The sequence below is a fragment of the Bosea vestrisii genome (genome assembly GCF_030144325.1).
Taxonomy (GTDB): domain Bacteria; phylum Pseudomonadota; class Alphaproteobacteria; order Rhizobiales; family Beijerinckiaceae; genus Allobosea; species Allobosea vestrisii_A.
Map to the genome: position 1 here is coordinate 3,035,099 of NZ_CP126307.1, position 16,049 is coordinate 3,051,147.

Annotated in this window: 19 protein-coding genes; 14 read left to right on the forward strand and 5 right to left on the reverse strand. The window is 66.8% G+C overall.

Going from position 1 to position 16,049, the window contains the following annotated elements; all coding sequences use genetic code 11:
* Positions 1 to 55: 55 nt before the first annotated feature.
* Positions 56 to 937 carry a phosphonate ABC transporter, permease protein PhnE gene (phnE, locus tag QO058_RS15020; RefSeq protein ID WP_284167126.1) on the forward strand — a complete coding sequence of 294 codons (882 nt, stop codon included), beginning with the start codon at positions 56 to 58 and terminating at the stop codon, positions 935 to 937.
* The gene (gene phnE / locus QO058_RS15025; RefSeq protein ID WP_284167127.1) at positions 934 to 1,788 is read left to right on the forward strand and encodes a phosphonate ABC transporter, permease protein PhnE; all 855 of its coding nucleotides are present in this window, start codon (positions 934 to 936) and stop codon (positions 1,786 to 1,788) included. The genes phnE (QO058_RS15020) and phnE (QO058_RS15025) overlap by 4 nt, the downstream gene beginning before the upstream one ends.
* Positions 1,789 to 1,797: 9 nt before the next feature.
* On the opposite strand, the gene phnF is transcribed toward phnE (QO058_RS15025), so the two are convergent.
* Positions 1,798 to 2,547: a phosphonate metabolism transcriptional regulator PhnF gene (gene phnF / locus QO058_RS15030; RefSeq protein WP_284167128.1), complete on the reverse strand. Its 750-nt coding sequence runs from the start codon at positions 2,545 to 2,547 to the stop codon at positions 1,798 to 1,800.
* An 88-nt stretch (positions 2,548 to 2,635) separates the two neighbouring features.
* Between phnF and phnG the strand changes: the two genes are divergently transcribed.
* Genes phnG through QO058_RS15075 form a run of 9 tightly spaced genes read left to right on the forward strand, consistent with a single transcriptional unit; the run spans position 2,636 to position 9,760 of the window.
* Positions 2,636 to 3,076, forward strand: coding sequence for a phosphonate C-P lyase system protein PhnG (phnG, locus tag QO058_RS15035; RefSeq protein WP_284167129.1), 441 nt, complete (start codon positions 2,636 to 2,638; stop codon positions 3,074 to 3,076).
* 2 nt (positions 3,077 to 3,078) lie between these two features.
* A complete protein-coding gene (phnH, locus tag QO058_RS15040) occupies positions 3,079 to 3,681 on the forward strand; it encodes a phosphonate C-P lyase system protein PhnH (RefSeq protein WP_284167130.1) in 603 nt (200 codons plus the stop codon).
* Positions 3,682 to 4,803 (forward strand): carbon-phosphorus lyase complex subunit, encoded by a 1,122-nt coding sequence (locus QO058_RS15045; protein ID WP_284167131.1) that lies wholly within the window; start codon positions 3,682 to 3,684, stop codon positions 4,801 to 4,803.
* Complete coding sequence (locus QO058_RS15050) at positions 4,800 to 5,720, forward strand: alpha-D-ribose 1-methylphosphonate 5-phosphate C-P-lyase PhnJ (RefSeq protein ID WP_284167132.1); 921 nt, start codon at positions 4,800 to 4,802, stop codon at positions 5,718 to 5,720. Before QO058_RS15045 ends, QO058_RS15050 begins: the two co-directional genes overlap by 4 nt.
* Positions 5,717 to 6,523 (forward strand): phosphonate C-P lyase system protein PhnK, encoded by an 807-nt coding sequence (phnK, locus tag QO058_RS15055; protein ID WP_284167133.1) that lies wholly within the window; start codon positions 5,717 to 5,719, stop codon positions 6,521 to 6,523. Before QO058_RS15050 ends, phnK begins: the two co-directional genes overlap by 4 nt.
* Before the next feature lie 46 nt (positions 6,524 to 6,569).
* Positions 6,570 to 7,268, forward strand: a complete 699-nt coding sequence (gene phnL, locus QO058_RS15060; RefSeq protein ID WP_284167134.1) for a phosphonate C-P lyase system protein PhnL — start codon at positions 6,570 to 6,572, stop codon at positions 7,266 to 7,268.
* Complete coding sequence (locus tag QO058_RS15065; RefSeq protein ID WP_284167135.1) at positions 7,268 to 8,407, forward strand: alpha-D-ribose 1-methylphosphonate 5-triphosphate diphosphatase; 1,140 nt, start codon at positions 7,268 to 7,270, stop codon at positions 8,405 to 8,407. The genes phnL and QO058_RS15065 overlap by 1 nt, the downstream gene beginning before the upstream one ends.
* Positions 8,408 to 8,414: 7 nt before the next feature.
* Positions 8,415 to 9,116: a DUF1045 domain-containing protein gene (locus tag QO058_RS15070; protein ID WP_284167136.1), complete on the forward strand. Its 702-nt coding sequence runs from the start codon at positions 8,415 to 8,417 to the stop codon at positions 9,114 to 9,116.
* A gap of 23 nt (positions 9,117 to 9,139) precedes the next feature.
* Positions 9,140 to 9,760, forward strand: coding sequence for an LbetaH domain-containing protein (locus tag QO058_RS15075; RefSeq protein ID WP_284167137.1), 621 nt, complete (start codon positions 9,140 to 9,142; stop codon positions 9,758 to 9,760).
* A gap of 13 nt (positions 9,761 to 9,773) precedes the next feature.
* Here QO058_RS15075 and ppa read toward each other — a convergent pair whose 3' ends face one another.
* The gene (gene ppa, locus QO058_RS15080; RefSeq protein WP_284167138.1) at positions 9,774 to 10,310 is read right to left on the reverse strand and encodes an inorganic diphosphatase; all 537 of its coding nucleotides are present in this window, start codon (positions 10,308 to 10,310) and stop codon (positions 9,774 to 9,776) included.
* Between the two features lie 146 nt (positions 10,311 to 10,456).
* On the opposite strand from ppa, the gene QO058_RS15085 reads away from it, so the two are divergent.
* Positions 10,457 to 11,179 carry a fused DSP-PTPase phosphatase/NAD kinase-like protein gene (locus QO058_RS15085; protein ID WP_284167139.1) on the forward strand — a complete coding sequence of 241 codons (723 nt, stop codon included), beginning with the start codon at positions 10,457 to 10,459 and terminating at the stop codon, positions 11,177 to 11,179.
* 3 nt (positions 11,180 to 11,182) lie between these two features.
* Here the strand turns inward: QO058_RS15085 and QO058_RS15090 are convergent, their stop codons facing one another.
* The 3 genes from QO058_RS15090 to hmuQ form a co-directional block, all read right to left on the reverse strand.
* Positions 11,183 to 12,532 carry an MATE family efflux transporter gene (locus QO058_RS15090; RefSeq protein ID WP_284167140.1) on the reverse strand — a complete coding sequence of 450 codons (1,350 nt, stop codon included), beginning with the start codon at positions 12,530 to 12,532 and terminating at the stop codon, positions 11,183 to 11,185.
* A 327-nt stretch (positions 12,533 to 12,859) separates the two neighbouring features.
* Positions 12,860 to 13,390: a heme utilization cystosolic carrier protein HutX gene (hutX, locus tag QO058_RS15095; protein WP_284172911.1), complete on the reverse strand. Its 531-nt coding sequence runs from the start codon at positions 13,388 to 13,390 to the stop codon at positions 12,860 to 12,862.
* A gap of 13 nt (positions 13,391 to 13,403) precedes the next feature.
* On the reverse strand, positions 13,404 to 13,751 hold the full coding sequence (gene hmuQ, locus QO058_RS15100; protein WP_284167141.1) for a heme-degrading protein HmuQ: 348 nt from the start codon (positions 13,749 to 13,751) through the stop codon (positions 13,404 to 13,406).
* Positions 13,752 to 13,958: 207 nt separating this feature from the next.
* Here hmuQ and QO058_RS15105 point away from each other — a divergent pair, with 207 nt between their 5' ends.
* On the forward strand, positions 13,959 to 14,936 hold the full coding sequence (locus tag QO058_RS15105) for a heme/hemin ABC transporter substrate-binding protein (protein WP_284167142.1): 978 nt from the start codon (positions 13,959 to 13,961) through the stop codon (positions 14,934 to 14,936).
* Positions 14,933 to 16,048 carry a FecCD family ABC transporter permease gene (locus QO058_RS15110; protein ID WP_432211936.1) on the forward strand — a complete coding sequence of 372 codons (1,116 nt, stop codon included), beginning with the start codon at positions 14,933 to 14,935 and terminating at the stop codon, positions 16,046 to 16,048. Before QO058_RS15105 ends, QO058_RS15110 begins: the two co-directional genes overlap by 4 nt.
* The last annotated feature ends 1 nt before the right edge of the window (position 16,049 follow it).

A 16,049-nucleotide genomic window follows, 5' to 3' on the forward strand; every position in this document is an offset into this window, starting at 1 on the left:
GACGCCCAGTCCAGGACCGGCACCAGCCGGTCCTGCGACCTGATGGAAGCGCTTCATGACACTCGCGATCGACCGCAACGATCCCGCCATCACCGCCCATGCCGATCTCTATCGGCGCGAAATGGCGGCCAAGCGCCTGCAGACCCTGCTCGCAGCAGCGATCTTCCTCGCCTGCGTCGTCCTTGCCGCGATCGGCTCGGAGGTCGACCCAGGCAAGTTTGCCGCCAATGCCTGGCGTTTCCCGAAATACATCCTGGAGACCATGCCGACGCTGCGCTTCGCGACGTTCGGTGCCGATCTCAAGGAATGGTACTGGGGCCTCAATGGCTGGCTGAAGCTGCTCTGGCAGACCTTGCTGATCGCCTATATCGGCACCGTGCTCGGCGCCGTCGGCGGCTTCCTGCTCTGCTTCACCGCCGCCAGCAATCTTGGCCGCTCGATTGAGCCGCGCTGGGCAACGCGCCGCTTCCTCGAATTCTGCCGCACCGTCCCCGAGATCGTCTTCGCGCTGATCTTCGTCATCGCCTTCGGGCTTGGGCCGCTGCCGGGCGTGCTCGCCATCGCCATCCACACCATGGGCGCGATGGGCAAGCTCTTCTCGGAAGTTGTCGAGAACATCGACATGAAGCCGGTTGACGGCCTCACCGCGACCGGCGCCGGCTGGTGGCAGACCATCCGCTTTGCCGTCGTGCCGCAGGTTCTGTCGAACTTCGCCAGCTACGCGCTGCTGCGCTTCGAGATCAATGTCCGCGGCGCCTCGATCATGGGCTTCGTCGGCGCCGGCGGCATCGGCCAGGACCTGATCGAGGCGATCCGCAAATTCTACTTCACCGATGTCAGCGCCATCCTGCTGCTCATCATCGTCACGGTGATGCTGATCGATTATGGCACCGAGCGCCTGCGCCATGCGCTGCTCAGCCTGGAGCACGGCAAATGACGCTCGCCCTTTCCGCCCCCGATCGCGCCGCGCTGATCGCCCGCCACAAGACCGCGATCGACGGCTCGCTGAAGACCAAGCTCAGCACCATCGCCGTCGTCGGCGGCCTGGTCGGCCTCTTTCTTTACGGGCTTACCACGCTCGAAACCTCGCTCTGGAAGATCATCGCCGGCTTCGCCAATCTCGGCACCTTCGTGGTGCTGATGCTGCCGCCCGATCCCGGCTCGTTCGCCCGCGCCATCATCTTCGTCAAGGCGCTGTTCGAGACCATCGCCATTGCCTTCCTCGGCACGATCCTGGCGGCGATCCTCGCCTTCCCGCTCGGCTTCCTCGCCGCCAAGAATGTCGTCGCCAACCGTGTCGTGCATTTCCTGGCGCGCCGCTCGATGGACACGGTTCGCGGCGTCGACGCACTGATCTGGGCGCTGATCTGGGTCAACGTCGTCGGCCTCGGCCCCTTCGCCGGTATGCTCGCGATCATGACCAGCGATCTCGGTGCCTTCGGCAAGCTGTTCTCCGAGGCGATCGAATCCGTCGATCGGAAGCCCGTCGAGGGCGTCGCCTCGGTCGGCGGCGGCAAGCTGCACGAGATCCGCTTCGGATTGATCCCGCAGGTGCTGCCGGTGATCGCCAGCCAGGTGCTCTACTACATCGAGTCGAACACGCGCTCCTCGACCATCATCGGCATCGTCGGCGCCGGCGGCATCGGCCTCTACCTCGCCGAGACCATCCGCACGCTCGAATGGCAGCAGGTCTCGTTCCTGATCCTGCTGGTTCTGGCGGCGGTGACGGCGATCGACTTCCTCTCGAACAAGCTGCGCTTCGCCATCATCGGCAAGCGGGCGGTCTGAGTCCGGCGTTCAATCGCCGAAGGGCTCGATCACCATCTCCATCCGCTCGCCCGCGAAGACGCTGTTGACGATGTGGATGGGGGTCAGGTCGGGCAGCGCGTCGATCGCGTCCGATGTCAGCACCGCCGCGCCCGGCTCGATCTTGAGCAGCGCCGCCTCGCGCTCGCTCGCCAGCCGCGCCGCCAGCCGCGTCGAGAGCCGGACATAATCGGCAATGCCGCAGGTCTTGAAGGCGGCGGTGATCGATGACCCCGCTTCCGTCAGGATCTCGTCGAAGCGCGGAAAGCGCTCGACGCTGAGATAGTGGATGCCGGTGCTGACTGGCGTGCCGCCGGCCCGGCTCAAGGTCTCGATCGCCCAGAGCGGCGTGCCCTCGGGCAGGCCGAGCAACGCACAATGCTCCGCCTCGCCGGCGACGACCTCGGACACCAGCACGGCGCCGGAGACGGCGACGCCCGCCGATCCGAAATTGGTGCGCATGCTGACGCGGCGGCCGAGCTTGTAGGGGAACCGCGGTGCCGTCACCTGGGTGCCACGGCCGCGCGAGACCGTCACCAGCCCGCGCTCGGCCAGATGCCGGAAGGCCTGACGCACCGTATGCCGGTGCACGCCATAGCGCTCGGCCAGCGCGACCGAAGCCGGCAGCGTATCGCCGGGCTCGTACTCGCCCTGCTCGATCGAGGCCGCGAGCGCGTCGGCGATCCGGCGCCATGCCGTGCCGCCATCGCCGGCCTGATTGCCTGGCAGACCGCTCGTCATCAAAGTTTCATCCAAAATGTATAGACCTTCTTCGCCAATAGACCTATCATAGTCTAGACATTAGCGCTTGGCGAGAGGCCGACACAGTATGACCGAAACCGCGATACGTCAGCACTGGATGGCCGTCCTTGCACGCGCTACACGGGGCGAGGTCGATGCCCTGCTGCAGGGGGCGGGACCGTTGCCGACACACGAGGTGCTGAAAGCCCCCGAAACCGGGACCGTGATGGTCGAGGGCCGGGCCGGCGGCGCCGGTCGCCGCTTCAATCTCGGCGAAGCCACGGTGACGCGCTGCGTCATCCGTCTCGAAGGCGGCGCCATGGGCTTCTCCTACGCACTCGGCCGCGATGGCCGCAAGGCGCGGCTCGCTGCGATCACCGATGCGCTCCTTCAGGACGAGGCCGAGGCAGGCCCGCTGCGAAGCGGCGTCAAGGCACTGGCCGACAAGCAGCAGGCAGCCCGCGAGCTCGCCTCGCGCAAGGCGGCCGCCACCAAGGTCGACTTCTTCACCCTGGTCAGGGGAGCGTGACGATGCAGGACGGCAACCAGATCCATGCCGGCTTTTCCGACCCGATCTTCCAGTCGCAAGGCGCATTTCGCGCCTTGCTCGCGGCGCTCTCGGAACCGGGCCTTGCTCGCGATCTCGGCGAGGCGATCGAAGCCCCGACCGGGCTCGAGCCGGCAACGGCGGTCGCGCTGCTGACGCTCGCCGATTACGAGACGCCGATCTGGCTGCCCGCTGCATTGCGCGACGGCCCGGCCGGCGCCTGGCTGCGCTTCCATTGCGGCGCCGCCCTGGTCGAGGATCCCGCCCGCGCCGCCTTCGCTGTGATCGACGGTGCCGCGCCGGAGCCGAAGCTCGCTGCCTTCAGCGCCGGCGACGATCAGTTCCCCGATCGCTCGACCACGGTGCTCGTCCAATGCAGCGGGTTCGAAGGTGGCGAGACGGTCACGCTGGAAGGCCCGGGCATCGCCGGTCATCGGACGATCGCCCCGGCCGGCCTGCGCCACGGCTTCTGGGCCGAGGTCGCAGATAACGCCGCGCTCTACCCGCTCGGCGTCGACCTCCTGCTGGTCCGTGGCAACCAGCTGCTCGGCCTGCCGCGCTCGACGCAAATCGTGGAGGCCCGCTGAATGTATGTCGCGGTCAAGGGCGGCGAAGCCGCCATCCTCGCAACCCATGATCTCGTCGCCGAGGCAAGGCGCGGCGATGAGAGCGTGCCGGAGCTCGCCGTCGCGCAGATCCGCGAACAGATGGGCCTCGCCTGCGCTCGCGTCATGAACGAAGGCTCACTTTATGATCCCGATCTGGCTGCGCTGGCACTGAAGCAGGCGCAGGGTGACGCGATCGAAGCCGCCTTCCTGATGCGCGCCTATCGCACCACCCTGCCGCGCTTCGGCTCCTCCGAGCCGCTCGACACAGCGAAGATGGCGATCCGTCGGCGCGTCTCGGCGACCTATAAGGATCTGCCGGGCGGCCAGGTGCTCGGCCCGACCTATGACTACACGCACCGGCTCTTCGATTTCGCCCTGATGGACGAGACGGCTCCGGCGGAGAGTCAGGCCCGTCCTGCCGCGCAGTCGCTCGACGCCTTCATGCCCCGCGTACCCGATATCCTCGGCGCCGAGGGCCTGATGGAGGAGGAGGCGCCGCCGGAAGGCGATCCGCGCCCCTTCGATCTCACCCGCGAACCCGTCACCTTCCCGGCCGACCGCGATGTCCGCCTGCAGGCCATGGCACGCGGCGACGAAGGCTTCATGCTCGGCCTCGGCTATTCCGTGCAGCGCGGCTTCGGCAACAGCCATCCCTTCGTCGGTGAAGTCCGGGTCGGCGAGGTCGCGGTCGAATACGTGCCGGAGGAGCTCGGTTTCGCGGTCGATCTCGGCGACCTCACTTTGACCGAGTGCCAGATGGTAAACCAGTTCGCCGGCTCCAAGGAGGTGCTGCCGCAATTCACCCGCGGTTATGGGCTCTCCTTCGGCCATAGCGAGCGCAAGGCGATGTCGATGTCGCTGGTCGACCGGGCGCTGAAGGCGCGGGAGTTCGGCGAGACAGCGACCTATCCGGCGCAGCAGGACGAATTCGTCCTCTACCACTCAGACAATGTTGAGGCGGCCGGCTTCGTCGAGCATCTCAAGCTGCCGCATTATGTCGATTTCCAGGGCGAGCTCGAACTGATCCGCCGCATCCGCAAGGAGCGCGAGCAGCGGCTCGCCGATCAACAGGACGAAGCCCTGCCGGAGGCCGCGGAATGACCGTGCACCAGAGCATCAGCGACGAGACCAAACCGGCCTACAACTATGCCTATCTCGACGAGCAGACCAAGCGGATGATCCGCCGCGCGCTCCTCAAGGCGGTTGCGGTGCCGGGCTACCAGGTGCCGTTCGGCTCGCGCGAGATGCCGCTCGCCCGCGGCTGGGGCACCGGCGGCATCCAGGTCACCGCCGCGATCATCGGTCCCGACGATACACTGAAGGTCATCGACCAGGGCGCCGACGACACCACCAACGCCGTCTCGATCCGCCGCTTCTTCGAGCGCACCGCCGATGCGAGGACGACCGAGGCGACCGACGAGGCGACGATCATCCAGACCCGCCACCGTATCCCCGAGGCGCCGCTGAAAAGCGGCCAGATCATGGTCTACCAGGTGCCGCAGCCCGAGCCGCTCAGAAAACTCGAACCGCACGAGGCCGAGACACGGAAGATGCACGCCTGGGCCGAATATGGGCTGATGCAGGTCAAGCTCTACGAGAACATCGCCCGCTTCGGCGAGGTGACCACGACCTATGACTACCCGGTCATGGTCAATGGCCGCTATGTGATGGCGCCCTCGCCGATCCCGAAATTCGACAATCCGAAGATGCAGATGTCACCGGCGCTGCAGCTCTTCGGCGCCGGCCGCGAGAAGCGCATCTATGCGGTTCCGCCGCATACCAGCGTCCGCAGCCTCGATTTCGAGGATCACCCCTTCCGCATCCAGAGCTGGGAGCAGCCCTGCGCGCTCTGCGGCGCGGCCGATTCCTATCTCGACGAGGTCGTCATCGACGATCAGGGCGGGCGCATGTTCGTCTGCTCCGACAGCCATCATTGCGAGACGCGGCGGGCCGAGGGCCACCGCGGCGCCATGCTCGCCGACGCCTCGGCGCTGCATCTGGTCGAGGATAAGCCATGAACATGCAGGTCAATCCGCAGGAGCTCGGGCTCGATCCGCAGCCGCTGCTCTCGGTCGCCGGCGTCAGCCGCTTCTATGGCGAGCGCATCGGCTGCGCCGACGTCTCCTTCGACCTCTGGCCGGGCGAGGTGCTGGGGATCGTCGGCGAATCCGGTTCCGGCAAGTCGACGCTGCTGCGCTGCCTCGCCGGCATCGACAAGCCCGACGAGGGGCAGGTGCTGTTCCGGGGCGGCGCCGAGCCGCTCGACATCTATTCGGTGGCCGAGCAGGAGCGGCGCCGGCTGATGCGCACCGCCTGGGGGATCGTCCACCAGAACCCGCGCGACGGTTTGCGGATGGACGTCTCGGCCGGCGGCAATGTCGGCGAGCGCCTGATGGATAATGGTGCCCGCCATTACGGCAGGATTCGCGAGACCGCACTGGATTGGCTCGCCCGCGTCGAGATTGCCGGCAACCGCATCGACGACCGGCCGCGCCAGTTCTCCGGCGGCATGCAGCAGCGCCTGCAGATTGCCCGCGTGCTCGTCTCCGAACCGAAGCTGGTCTTCATGGACGAGCCGACCGGCGGCCTCGACGTCTCCGTCCAGGCCCGCCTGCTCGACCTGCTGCGCGTGCTGGTGCGCGATCTCGGCCTCGCCGCGATTATCGTCACCCATGACCTCGCCGTCGCCCGCCTGCTCACCGACCGGCTGATGGTGATGAAGGATGGCCGCGTCGTCGAGCAGGGCCTGACCGACCAGGTCCTCGACGATCCCCACCACGCCTACACGCAATTGCTGGCATCAGCGGTGCTCACCGTATGAGCGCCGTCACAACCGCGTCACCCCGAACCCGCAAGGCATCTCGATCATGACCACGATGATTCACGTCGAGAACGTCGCCAAGGAATTCACCCTGCACAATCAGGGCGGCGTGCGCCTGCCGGTGTTCGACAACGTCAACTTTTCGGTCGCGGCCGGCGAGGCGCTGGTGCTGGCCGGTGCCTCCGGCGCCGGCAAGTCGAGCCTGCTGCGGATCCTCTATGGCAATTACCGGCCGACCTCCGGCTCCATCGCCATCACCCATGCCGGTCGTCCCATCGACATCGTCTCGGCGGTGCCGCGCACCGTGCTTGACATCCGCCGCCGCACGCTCGGCTTCGTCTCGCAGTTCCTGCGCGTCATCCCGCGCGTCACGGCGCTCGACATCGTCCGTGACCCGCTGCTCGCGCGCGGCGTCTCGCCGGAGGAAGCGAGCGAGCGCGCGAAAGCCATGCTCGCCCGTCTCAACTTGCCGCAGCGACTCTGGGATCTCGCTCCCGCGACCTTCTCCGGGGGCGAGCAGCAGCGCGTGAACATCGCCCGCTCCTTCGTCGATCCCTCGCCGATCATGCTGATCGACGAGCCGACCGCCTCGCTCGACGCCAACAACCGCAATGTCGTGGTCAAGCTGATCGCCGAGGCGCGCGAGCAGGGCTCCGCCATCGTCGGTATCTTCCATGACGAGGCCGTGCGAGAGGCTGTCGCGACCCGCTATCTCGACATCACCGATTTCCGGAAGGCCGCCTGATGTCCACCATCCTGACCAATGCCCGCCTGATCCTCGAGGACGAGGTCGTTACCGGCACCATCGCCTTCGACGAGAGCGGCATCCTCTCGGTCGACCAGGGCCGTTCCTCCCTGCCGGAAGCGATCGACGTCCAGGGCGACTATGTCGCGCCCGGCCTCGTCGAGATGCACACCGACAACATGGAAAAGCATTTCATGCCGCGCCCCAAGGTCTTCTGGCCGAACGGGCTCGCGGCGGCTCTGGTCCACGACGCGCAGATGGCGGCCGCCGGCGTCACCACCGTCTACGACGCGATCTGCGCCGGCACACCCTTCTCCGCGAAGGATTACCGCCGCACCATCTTCAACGACGTGATGGACGCCCTGCATGAAGGCCTCGCCCAGAACGTCTTCCGCATCGATCATCGCATCCATATGCGTTGCGAGCTGACCAGCCCCGATCTGTTGCGCGACATCGAGCCTTATCAGGACGATGCCATCGTGCAGCTGGTCTCGCTGATGGATCACACACCCGGCCAGCGCCAATGGCGCGACCTCGAGCATCTGCGCACCTACGCGGTCGGCAACGGCAAGAGCGAGGCCGAATTCCAGGAGGACGTCGTCGTCCGCCAGCGCGAAGGCAAGGCCAATGTGGCCAAGAACTGGAGCGCCGTCGTCGAGATGTTCAAGGCCCGCGGTATCCCGATCGCGACCCATGACGATACCACGGTCGAGCATGTCGAAGCCGGAATCGCTTCGGGCGCGGTGATCTCGGAGTTCCCGACCACGGTCGAGGCGGCGCAGGCCGCCAAGCAGCGCGGCCTCGCCACCATCGCCGGCGCTCCCAACGTGGTCCGCGGCGGCTCGCATTCCGGCGGCGTTTCGGTGGCGGAGCTGGCCGAAAAGGACCTGCTCGACGGGCTCTCCTCCGATTATGTCCCGGCGAGCCTGCTGCAGGCCGTGCTCAAGCTCAGCGACAAGCATGGTATCGCCCTGCCGGCGGCGATGGCCAAGGTCACCTGGAAGGTCGCCGACATCCTCGGCCTCAGGGATCGCGGCCATCTCAAGCCCGGCCTGCGTGCCGATCTCGTGCGCTTCCGGGCACTTGGCGCGACGCCGGTGATCACCACCGTCTGGTCGCAGGGACGCCGGGCCTTCTGAGCGCAGCATGACCGGGACCGCGCCACGCTACGCGCTTTATTACACCCCCGCCGCCGACAGCGCTCTCTGGCGCTTCGGCAGCGCGACGCTGGGCTATGACGCCATCACAGGCACGGACATCGCCTTCGCCGTCCCATCCGGCTGCGACGGGCTCGACTGGCCAGAACTGACGGCCGAGCCGCGCCGCTACGGCTTCCACGCCACGCTGAAGGCGCCCTTCGAACTCGCCAATGGCCGCAATGAGGGGGCGTTACGCGCCTTCGCCCGCAACTATGTCGCCGGGCGCCCGCCGGTCCGGCTCACCGGCCTCTCCGTCAACGCGCTCGGCCGCTTTATCGCCCTGACGCCATCCGAGCCAAGCGACGCGCTCCAGCGCTTCGCCTTCGACATCGTCCAGGCTTTCGAGCCCTTCCGCGCCCCGCTCTCGCAGACCGATCTGGCGCGGCGCCTGCAAAGCCCGCTGACGCCGGCACACCGCGCCTATCTCGAGGCCTATGGCTATCCTTATGTCGGTGACGTCTTCCGCTTCCACATGACGCTGACGGGCTCCTTGCCGGACGAGCAGGTCGCACCGGTCAAGGCAGCACTGGCGCAGGCCTATGCGCAGGCTGTGCCGTCCGGTCCGGTGCGGATCGACCGCGTCGCCATCTTCAAGCAGGAGAGCCGCAGCCGCCGCTTCCTGCTGCTCGACAACATCCCGCTCGGTTGATCCATCCCGCAAGGAAGCCCGTCATGGCAGGCAAGAAGCTCGGGCTCGAGCCCGTGATCGACCCGACCGCGAATGTCCGCGACGCCGTGCTCGGCCGCTATACCGAGATCGGCGCCCGCACCGCCTTCGTCGAGTCGACGCTCGGCGACTATTCCTATGTCGTGAACGATTCCAACGTCATCTACACGACCATCGGCAAGTTCTGCTCGATCGCGGCCCATACCCGCATCAACCCGGGCAACCACCCGACGCAGCGGGCGACCCAGTCGCATTTCACCTATCGCGCCAGCGCCTATTTCGACGATGCTGAGGACGATGCCGCCTTCTTCGACTGGCGCCGCTCGACGCCGGTGACGATCGGCCACGATGTCTGGATCGGCCACGGCGCCATCATCCTCGCCGGCCGCAGCATCGGCACCGGCGCGGTCGTGGCGGGCGGCGCGGTCGTGACCAAGGACGTGCCCGACTACAGCATCGTCGCCGGCAATCCCGCCCGCATCATCCGCCAGCGGTTTCCCGAGGCGGTCGCCGAGCTGCTCAAGGCGCTCGGCTGGTGGGATTGGGAGCATGCGCAACTGCGCACCGCGCTCGACGATTTTCGGGCGCTGCCGGTCGAGGCGTTCCTGGAGAAGTATGAGGGCTGATTGCCGGCGGGCCTCAGCCCTTCGCCGCCTTCGCGCGTTCGATCGCCTCGACGATCAGCTGCTTGGCCTTGGCAGCATCGCCCCAGCCGGCGAGCTTCACCCACTTGCCGGGCTCGAGATCCTTGTAGTGCTCGAAGAAATGCTGGATCTGGTCGAGCGTGATCTGCGGCAGATCGGTGTAGTTCGTCACGTTCTCGTAGCGCTTGGTCAGCTTGGGCACGGGCACGGCGATGATCTTCTCATCGCCGCCACCCTCGTCCTCCATCATCATCACGCCGATCGGCCTGACCGCGATGTAGGAGCCCGGCACCAACGGGCGGGTATTGGCGACCAGAACGTCGCAGGGATCGCCGTCCTCCGACAGAGTATGCGGGATGAAGCCGTAATTCCCCGGATAGCGCATCGGCGTATAAAGGAAGCGGTCGACGAACAGCGTGCCCGCTTCCTTGTCCATCTCGTACTTGATCGGCTCGCCGCCGATCGCAACCTCGATGACGACGTTGACTTCTTCCGGAGGATTCTTGCCGATGGAGATCGCGTCGAGCCGCATGTACCTGACCTGTCGATGACAAAACTTCGGGCGCCTTATGCGCGTTCCAGCCGCAAAGGCCAAGCCCGGGCTTTAGTCGCAAGGCGTTACCGATTTGCGCAAGCCGGCAGGCGCTGCTATCGGGCCGGCATGACAGGTGCACTCCCATGCTGAACCGCTGGCGGCGGCCGGAAGACCGCTATGCGAGGCGCATGGCAAGGATCGCGCGCTGGGACCGCCCCCTGGCTGGCCGGCTCGACCGCGCGCGCGCCTGGACCAACATGCTGCTGGCCGACCACGGCATTTTCCGGCTCGCCTATCTCAACGCCCACCGCGTCACGCCGCAGCTCTGGCGCGCCGCCCAGCCAGCGCCGACGGACATCGCCTGGTTCGCCCGCCAGGGCGTCAAGACCATCGTCAACCTCCGGGGCGGCCGCGAGCACGGCGCCTGGCCGCTGCAGAAGGAAGCCTGCGAGCGCCACGGCATCGCGCTCGTAGAGTTCGTGCTGCGCTCGCGCGGCGCGCCGGACCGCGACACCCTCCTCGCCGCGCCAGCCTTCTTCGCCGGGCTGCAGACGCCTGCATTGGTTCACTGCAAGTCCGGCGCCGACCGGGCCGGCTTCTTTGCCGCGCTTTATCTGCTCGTCCACGAGAAGCGACCGCTCGCCGAGGCGATGGCCGAGCTCTCGCTGCGCTATGGCCATTTCCGCTTCGCCAAAACCGGCATTCTCGATGCCTTCTTCGCGAGCTATGCCCGCGAAGGCGCCAGCAAGGGCACGCCGTTCCTCGACTGGGTCGCCAGGGACTACGATCCCGAGCGGCTCGAGCGCGAGTTCAAGCCGGGCTTCTTCTCATCTCTGCTTGCCGACCGGCTGATACGCCGGGAGTAGCGTTCAAGCGCGCGCACCGATCGGCTGGGCGTCGCCGATCCCGGTCCAGGTCAGGCGCAAATGCAGCAATAGCCGCGCCAGTGAAACCAGGCCGATTGCGGCGAGCATGGCCGGAGACAAGCTGCCGAACCCCCAGATCACAGCGGCCACCGCGGCCAGCGCGATCGCATTGGCGGTCATCTGGTCGTGTGGGCGTGATGAGAACGTCCCCATTTCCTGCAACGGCCCGACCAACGCGCTGCAGCCGTAGAACAGCGCCATGATCGCCATCACTTCGCCGATGCCGCCCCATTTGGTGCCACCGAGGATGATCTCGTCCGCGATGATCGCCACGAGCGCAATGGCAAGAAACAGCGTCGCCACGAGCGCCACCATGCCCAGCGTTAGTAGGCGCGCCCGCCTCTGGCGGCCGGGGGCTTCCTGCTTGCGCAGGTCGCTCATCACCATCGGGATCGTCACGGCACCGAACATCTGCGCCGGCATGTCGAGCAAGCGCGTCGCCAGCGCCACATGCGCCGCCAATACCGGATTGCCTGCCAGCGGCAGAGCCAGCAGCGGCGCTGCCGAGAAGCCGAACGAAAGCAGTGCCGACGGCAACAGATAGGTCGGCGAGTTCTTCCATTCCCGGCCGGAAGCCTGCAGTTCGGCGCGCGTCCAGCGCGACGGATGCATCAGCGGCAGCAACGAATGGCGCCGGCGCCAGGCGAGGTAGCCGGCAGCCACGGCATGACCGAAGGCGTCTGCGGCGAACAGGGCCAGGGCAGTAGGCCCCAGTGGCCAGATAAGCAGGATCATCATCCCGGGCTGGACCAGCGCCTGGACGATGTTGCTGTTGCCGATCGTGGCAAAGTCACCCTCGGCGGTCGCCTCGGCCAGGATCAGTCGAATCGCCGCACGGCTCGCCAGCGAGATCAGGAAGAGCGCGCCGAAGCCACGCAGCACCCAACCTTCCGCCGCCGCGAACAGGATCACGGCTGCCATCACACTCAGGAAGATCGTGCCAGCGGCCAGCGCGAGCCGAAAGGCACGGCCGAGATGTTGGCGGCCGCTATTCTGGAAAAACACCGCCTCGAAACGCAGCAATGCGGCGATTGAAACGAAGTTCGCCAGCGCTGCGAAGACCGCGAAATCGGCGAAGACCTTGGGCGGGCAGAGGGCAGCCGCCAGTAGCAGACCCCAGACCGACAGGAAACGCGCCTGCACGAAGCGCAGAGCCAGCATCGCCCCGTCGCGGAAGCCGGCGCGCTTGGTCAGCGACGCGACCGCAGCCTTGGGTCCGGCCGCGCCAGGTGTCGCCAGGCCGATCAGGTCCCTGGTCAGGCTGACTCGGGTCAGGGCGAGCTGTGCCGCCATGTCAGCGTCCTCAGCTGTGGACTCGGGCAGGTCATGCGCGCGAGCCAACAGGTCGCGGCGCTCGCCTGTCGGGGCTTGCGCGCGATCAACCAAGTCGATCACGTCGCATCGCTCCGCAGACGAGAGGCTGCGCCTCTATGGTTAACGCTTGGTAAATCCTCGAATTTCCTCGATGGCGTCGGGCAGCCATCCCTTTGCGCGGCTTATGGCGGAAAAGTGGCGATTGATGTCATTTGTCAGCGATCGGGCTGCGACCCTTCGCCTGCACCAACGAAGAAGGCCTCCGCCGGCGGAGGCCTCGGAGTTTACCGATCTGGTCTGCAACGATCAAACAAAGCTGCGCTTCAGCACCTCGAAGCGTTCGAGCTGATCGGGCAGCAACTCGCGCGCCTCGTCGCGGCGGACGAAGACCTTGAACATCGCCTCGCCGGCGCCGTTGAAGAACTGCACCGAACAGGAACGGCGGCCATGGAAGGCGCGGTCGACCAGATAGATCGCCGTGCAGTTGCCAGCCTTAATGTGTCCACCGATCGGGCTGTCGCCATGGATGTTGTAATAGCCATGGCCGAAGGAGCCGACCGGTAGCGAGCCCTCGCATTCGAGCACGATGTCAGGCGTGTGCACGATGAAGAGCACCGTGCCCCAGGTCGAGAGCTCCTGCCAGAGCGCTTCGAAGCGCTCGGCCGCGATATGGCGGCGCTGCTCTTCTGGCGTGGTCTCAAGCACCGCGAGCGTCGAAACGCCGTGCTCGCGCGCGACGGCCTCGATCACCCCATCCGGCTTGGCGGCGAGTGCCGCCCGGACCTTCTCCATGGCGTCGGCGGGAGCGGCCGGCGCCATCGTCTCAGCGAGCGACATCATCCTCAGCCCCTCACTCGGCCGCTTGGCGCGGCAGGCGCGGGTTGTGCTCGGTCAGGATCGTCTCGAAGCCCTCGAACTCCGGATGACCGAGATAGAGCGGCGTCGGTCGCGGCTGGCCGGCGCTGCGATGCGATTCGCGGAACTGCTCCGACTTGGTCCAGGCGGTGAAATCATCCTTCGAGGCCCAGGTGGTGTGCGAGGAATAGAGGGTGTGATCCTCCTTCTCCGGTCCCTTGAGCAGATGGAAGGCGATGAAGCCCGGCATCTCGTCGAGGCGCGTCTTGCGCGAGGACCAGACCGTCTCGAAAGCCTCCTCCTCCCCCTTGACGACCTTGAAGCGGTTCATGGCGATGAACATCGGAAAATCCTCGGCGGTTCCGGAACAGGTGATCACGCGCGGCTCGCGCCGCTCTTGACCCTCCTTAGTAAAGCCGAATATCACCGTCAACAACGGCTCGATAGTCGCTGTTTCGAACGATTATAAACTGAGCCAATACTTTGGAATGACTGTAGAGTGGGAAGCTGCCGCTGGAAGGCCGCTTACTGCGCTGCGGCGAGCCTCGAGATGCTCATGCACGACCTGTCATCCTCCGTACCAAACCCACTCGCCGGCCTGAAGGCGAAACGCCTCGGCCGCGAGCTCGCCGCAGCGATCGGCCTCAGCGCGCTGGCCGCCCTCGGCTTCGCGGGCGATCTTCGCTCCGGCAGTTTCATCGCCACCGCCCAGGCCCAAACCACGGGCCGTATCGTCGCAGCCGGCGGCATCGTCACCGAGGTGCTCTACGCGCTCGGCCTGCAGGACAAGATCGTCGGCGTCGACACCACCAGCCAGTGGCCGCCGGAGGCGCAGAAGGAGAAGAAGAGCGTCGGCTATGTCCGGGCGCTCTCGGCCGAAGGCGTGCTCTCGCTGAAGCCCTCGCAGATCATTGCGGTCGAGGGCGCCGGCCCGCCCGATGCGCTTGCTCTGCTCAAGGAATCCGGCACGCCGATCACGATGATCCCGGAGGCGCTGACGCCGGAGGCCGTGGTCGCCAAGATCGCCGCGATCGGCAAGGCCGCCGGCGCCGCCGAGCCGGCGCAGCAGCTCGCCGCCACGGTCAAGACCCGCTTCGACGAACTCGACCGGCTGCGCACCGGTCTGCCGAAGCAGAAGCGTGTCCTGTTCGTGCTCTCCCTCCAGAACGGCCGCACCATGGTCGGCGGGCGCAACAGCACCGCCGATGCAATCATCGCGCTCGCCGGCGGCATCAACGCCGCGAGCGCGGTCGAAGGCTTCAAGCCGATGACCGACGAGGCAATTATCACCGCGGCGCCTGACGTCGTGCTGATGATGCGCTTCAGCAGTGCCCACAACGCGACGCCGGACGAGCTCTTCGTCATGCCCGCCTTCTCACAGACGCCGGCTGCGAAACAGAAATCGCTGATCCGGATGGACGGGCTCTATCTGCTCGGCTTCGGCCCGCGCACGCCCAATGCGGCTCGCGACCTGATGGCCGAGCTTTATCCCGAGGCCAAGGTCACCCAGCTCTCCGCCGCCAAATGACGCTCGCCGTGAAGCAGACGCCGATCGCAAGCGCCGCCGCGCTGGCTGTCCTCACCGCCGGTCACCGACGCAAGAGCATCATCGCCGTCTCGGCGCTGGTTGGGTTCTGTTTGCTGCTGATGCTGCTCTCGCTCGGCGCTGGCGCCTTCGCGATCGCACCCGGCCGCGTCGCCGACATCCTCTTCGCGAAACTCGGCTTCGGACCCGCCGATCTGCTCGACAGCCGCGAGGCGCTGGTCGTGCTCAACATCCGCATGCCACGCCTCCTGCTCGGCGCGCTGGTCGGGGCAGCGCTCGCCATTTCCGGCGCGCTGATGCAGGGGCTGTTCCGCAATCCGCTCGCCGACCCCGGTCTCGTCGGCGTCTCGGCCGGTGCCGGCCTTGCCGCTGCCGCGACGATCGTGCTTGGCGATCGCTTCTTCCTCTCGGCCTTCGCGATGAAGCTGCCTTTCGCCATGCTGCCTTTCGGCGCCTTCTTCGGCGGCCTCGTCTCGACGCTGGCACTCTATCTCATCGCGACCCGCCAGGGCCGCACGTCGGTCGCAACCATGCTGCTCGCCGGTGTCGCGCTCGGTGCTCTGGCAGGCTCGCTCACCGGCCTGCTCGCTTTCATCTCCGACGACCGCCAATTGCGCGACCTGACCTTCTGGTCGCTCGGCAGTCTCGGCGGCGCGAGCTGGACCAAGCTCTCGGTGGTCGCCCCGATCGTGCTGCCGCTGCTGTTTGCCGTACCCTTGCTGGTGCGCGGCCTCAACGCCCTGATGCTCGGCGAGGCCGAGGCCTATCATCTCGGTGTGCCCGTCCAGCGCATCAAGGCACTCGCGATCCTGCTGGTTGCCCTCGCGGTCGGCGCCAGCGTCGCCTCGGCCGGCGTGATCGGCTTCGTCGGCATCGTCGTGCCCCATCTGATCCGGCTCTCGATCGGGCCGGACCACCGCCTGCTGCTGCCGCTCTCGGCGGTCGGCGGGGCAGCCCTGCTGGTCGGCGCCGACATCGTCGCCCGTCTCGTCGTCGTACCGGCCGAACTGCCGATCGGCATCGTCACCGCCTTCATCGGCGCGCCCTTCTTCCTCTGGTTGCTGCTGCGCCGCGGCCGGATCGCGGAGCTCTGAC

Bases quoted from the DNA above. Each gene is read 5' to 3' on its own strand.
- QO058_RS15090 (WP_284167140.1), bottom strand. From the start codon at position 12,532: ATGGCGGCACAGCTCGCCCTGACCCGAGTCAGCCTGACCAGGGACCTG.
- hutX (WP_284172911.1), bottom strand. From the start codon at position 13,390: ATGTCGCTCGCTGAGACGATGGCGCCGGCCGCTCCCGCCGACGCCATG.
- phnH (WP_284167130.1), top strand. From the start codon at position 3,079: ATGCAGGACGGCAACCAGATCCATGCCGGCTTTTCCGACCCGATCTTC.
- QO058_RS15050 (WP_284167132.1), top strand. From the start codon at position 4,800: ATGACCGTGCACCAGAGCATCAGCGACGAGACCAAACCGGCCTACAAC.
- ppa (WP_284167138.1), bottom strand. From the start codon at position 10,310: ATGCGGCTCGACGCGATCTCCATCGGCAAGAATCCTCCGGAAGAAGTC.
- hmuQ (WP_284167141.1), bottom strand. From the start codon at position 13,751: ATGTTCATCGCCATGAACCGCTTCAAGGTCGTCAAGGGGGAGGAGGAG.
- QO058_RS15105 (WP_284167142.1), top strand. From the start codon at position 13,959: ATGCTCATGCACGACCTGTCATCCTCCGTACCAAACCCACTCGCCGGC.
- QO058_RS15070 (WP_284167136.1), top strand. From the start codon at position 8,415: ATGACCGGGACCGCGCCACGCTACGCGCTTTATTACACCCCCGCCGCC.
- phnG (WP_284167129.1), top strand. From the start codon at position 2,636: ATGACCGAAACCGCGATACGTCAGCACTGGATGGCCGTCCTTGCACGC.
- phnE (WP_284167127.1), top strand. From the start codon at position 934: ATGACGCTCGCCCTTTCCGCCCCCGATCGCGCCGCGCTGATCGCCCGC.
- phnE (WP_284167126.1), top strand. From the start codon at position 56: ATGACACTCGCGATCGACCGCAACGATCCCGCCATCACCGCCCATGCC.
- QO058_RS15045 (WP_284167131.1), top strand. From the start codon at position 3,682: ATGTATGTCGCGGTCAAGGGCGGCGAAGCCGCCATCCTCGCAACCCAT.
- QO058_RS15075 (WP_284167137.1), top strand. From the start codon at position 9,140: ATGGCAGGCAAGAAGCTCGGGCTCGAGCCCGTGATCGACCCGACCGCG.
- phnK (WP_284167133.1), top strand. From the start codon at position 5,717: ATGAACATGCAGGTCAATCCGCAGGAGCTCGGGCTCGATCCGCAGCCG.
- QO058_RS15110 (WP_432211936.1), top strand. From the start codon at position 14,933: ATGACGCTCGCCGTGAAGCAGACGCCGATCGCAAGCGCCGCCGCGCTG.
- QO058_RS15085 (WP_284167139.1), top strand. From the start codon at position 10,457: ATGCTGAACCGCTGGCGGCGGCCGGAAGACCGCTATGCGAGGCGCATG.
- phnL (WP_284167134.1), top strand. From the start codon at position 6,570: ATGACCACGATGATTCACGTCGAGAACGTCGCCAAGGAATTCACCCTG.
- QO058_RS15065 (WP_284167135.1), top strand. From the start codon at position 7,268: ATGTCCACCATCCTGACCAATGCCCGCCTGATCCTCGAGGACGAGGTC.
- phnF (WP_284167128.1), bottom strand. From the start codon at position 2,547: ATGACGAGCGGTCTGCCAGGCAATCAGGCCGGCGATGGCGGCACGGCA.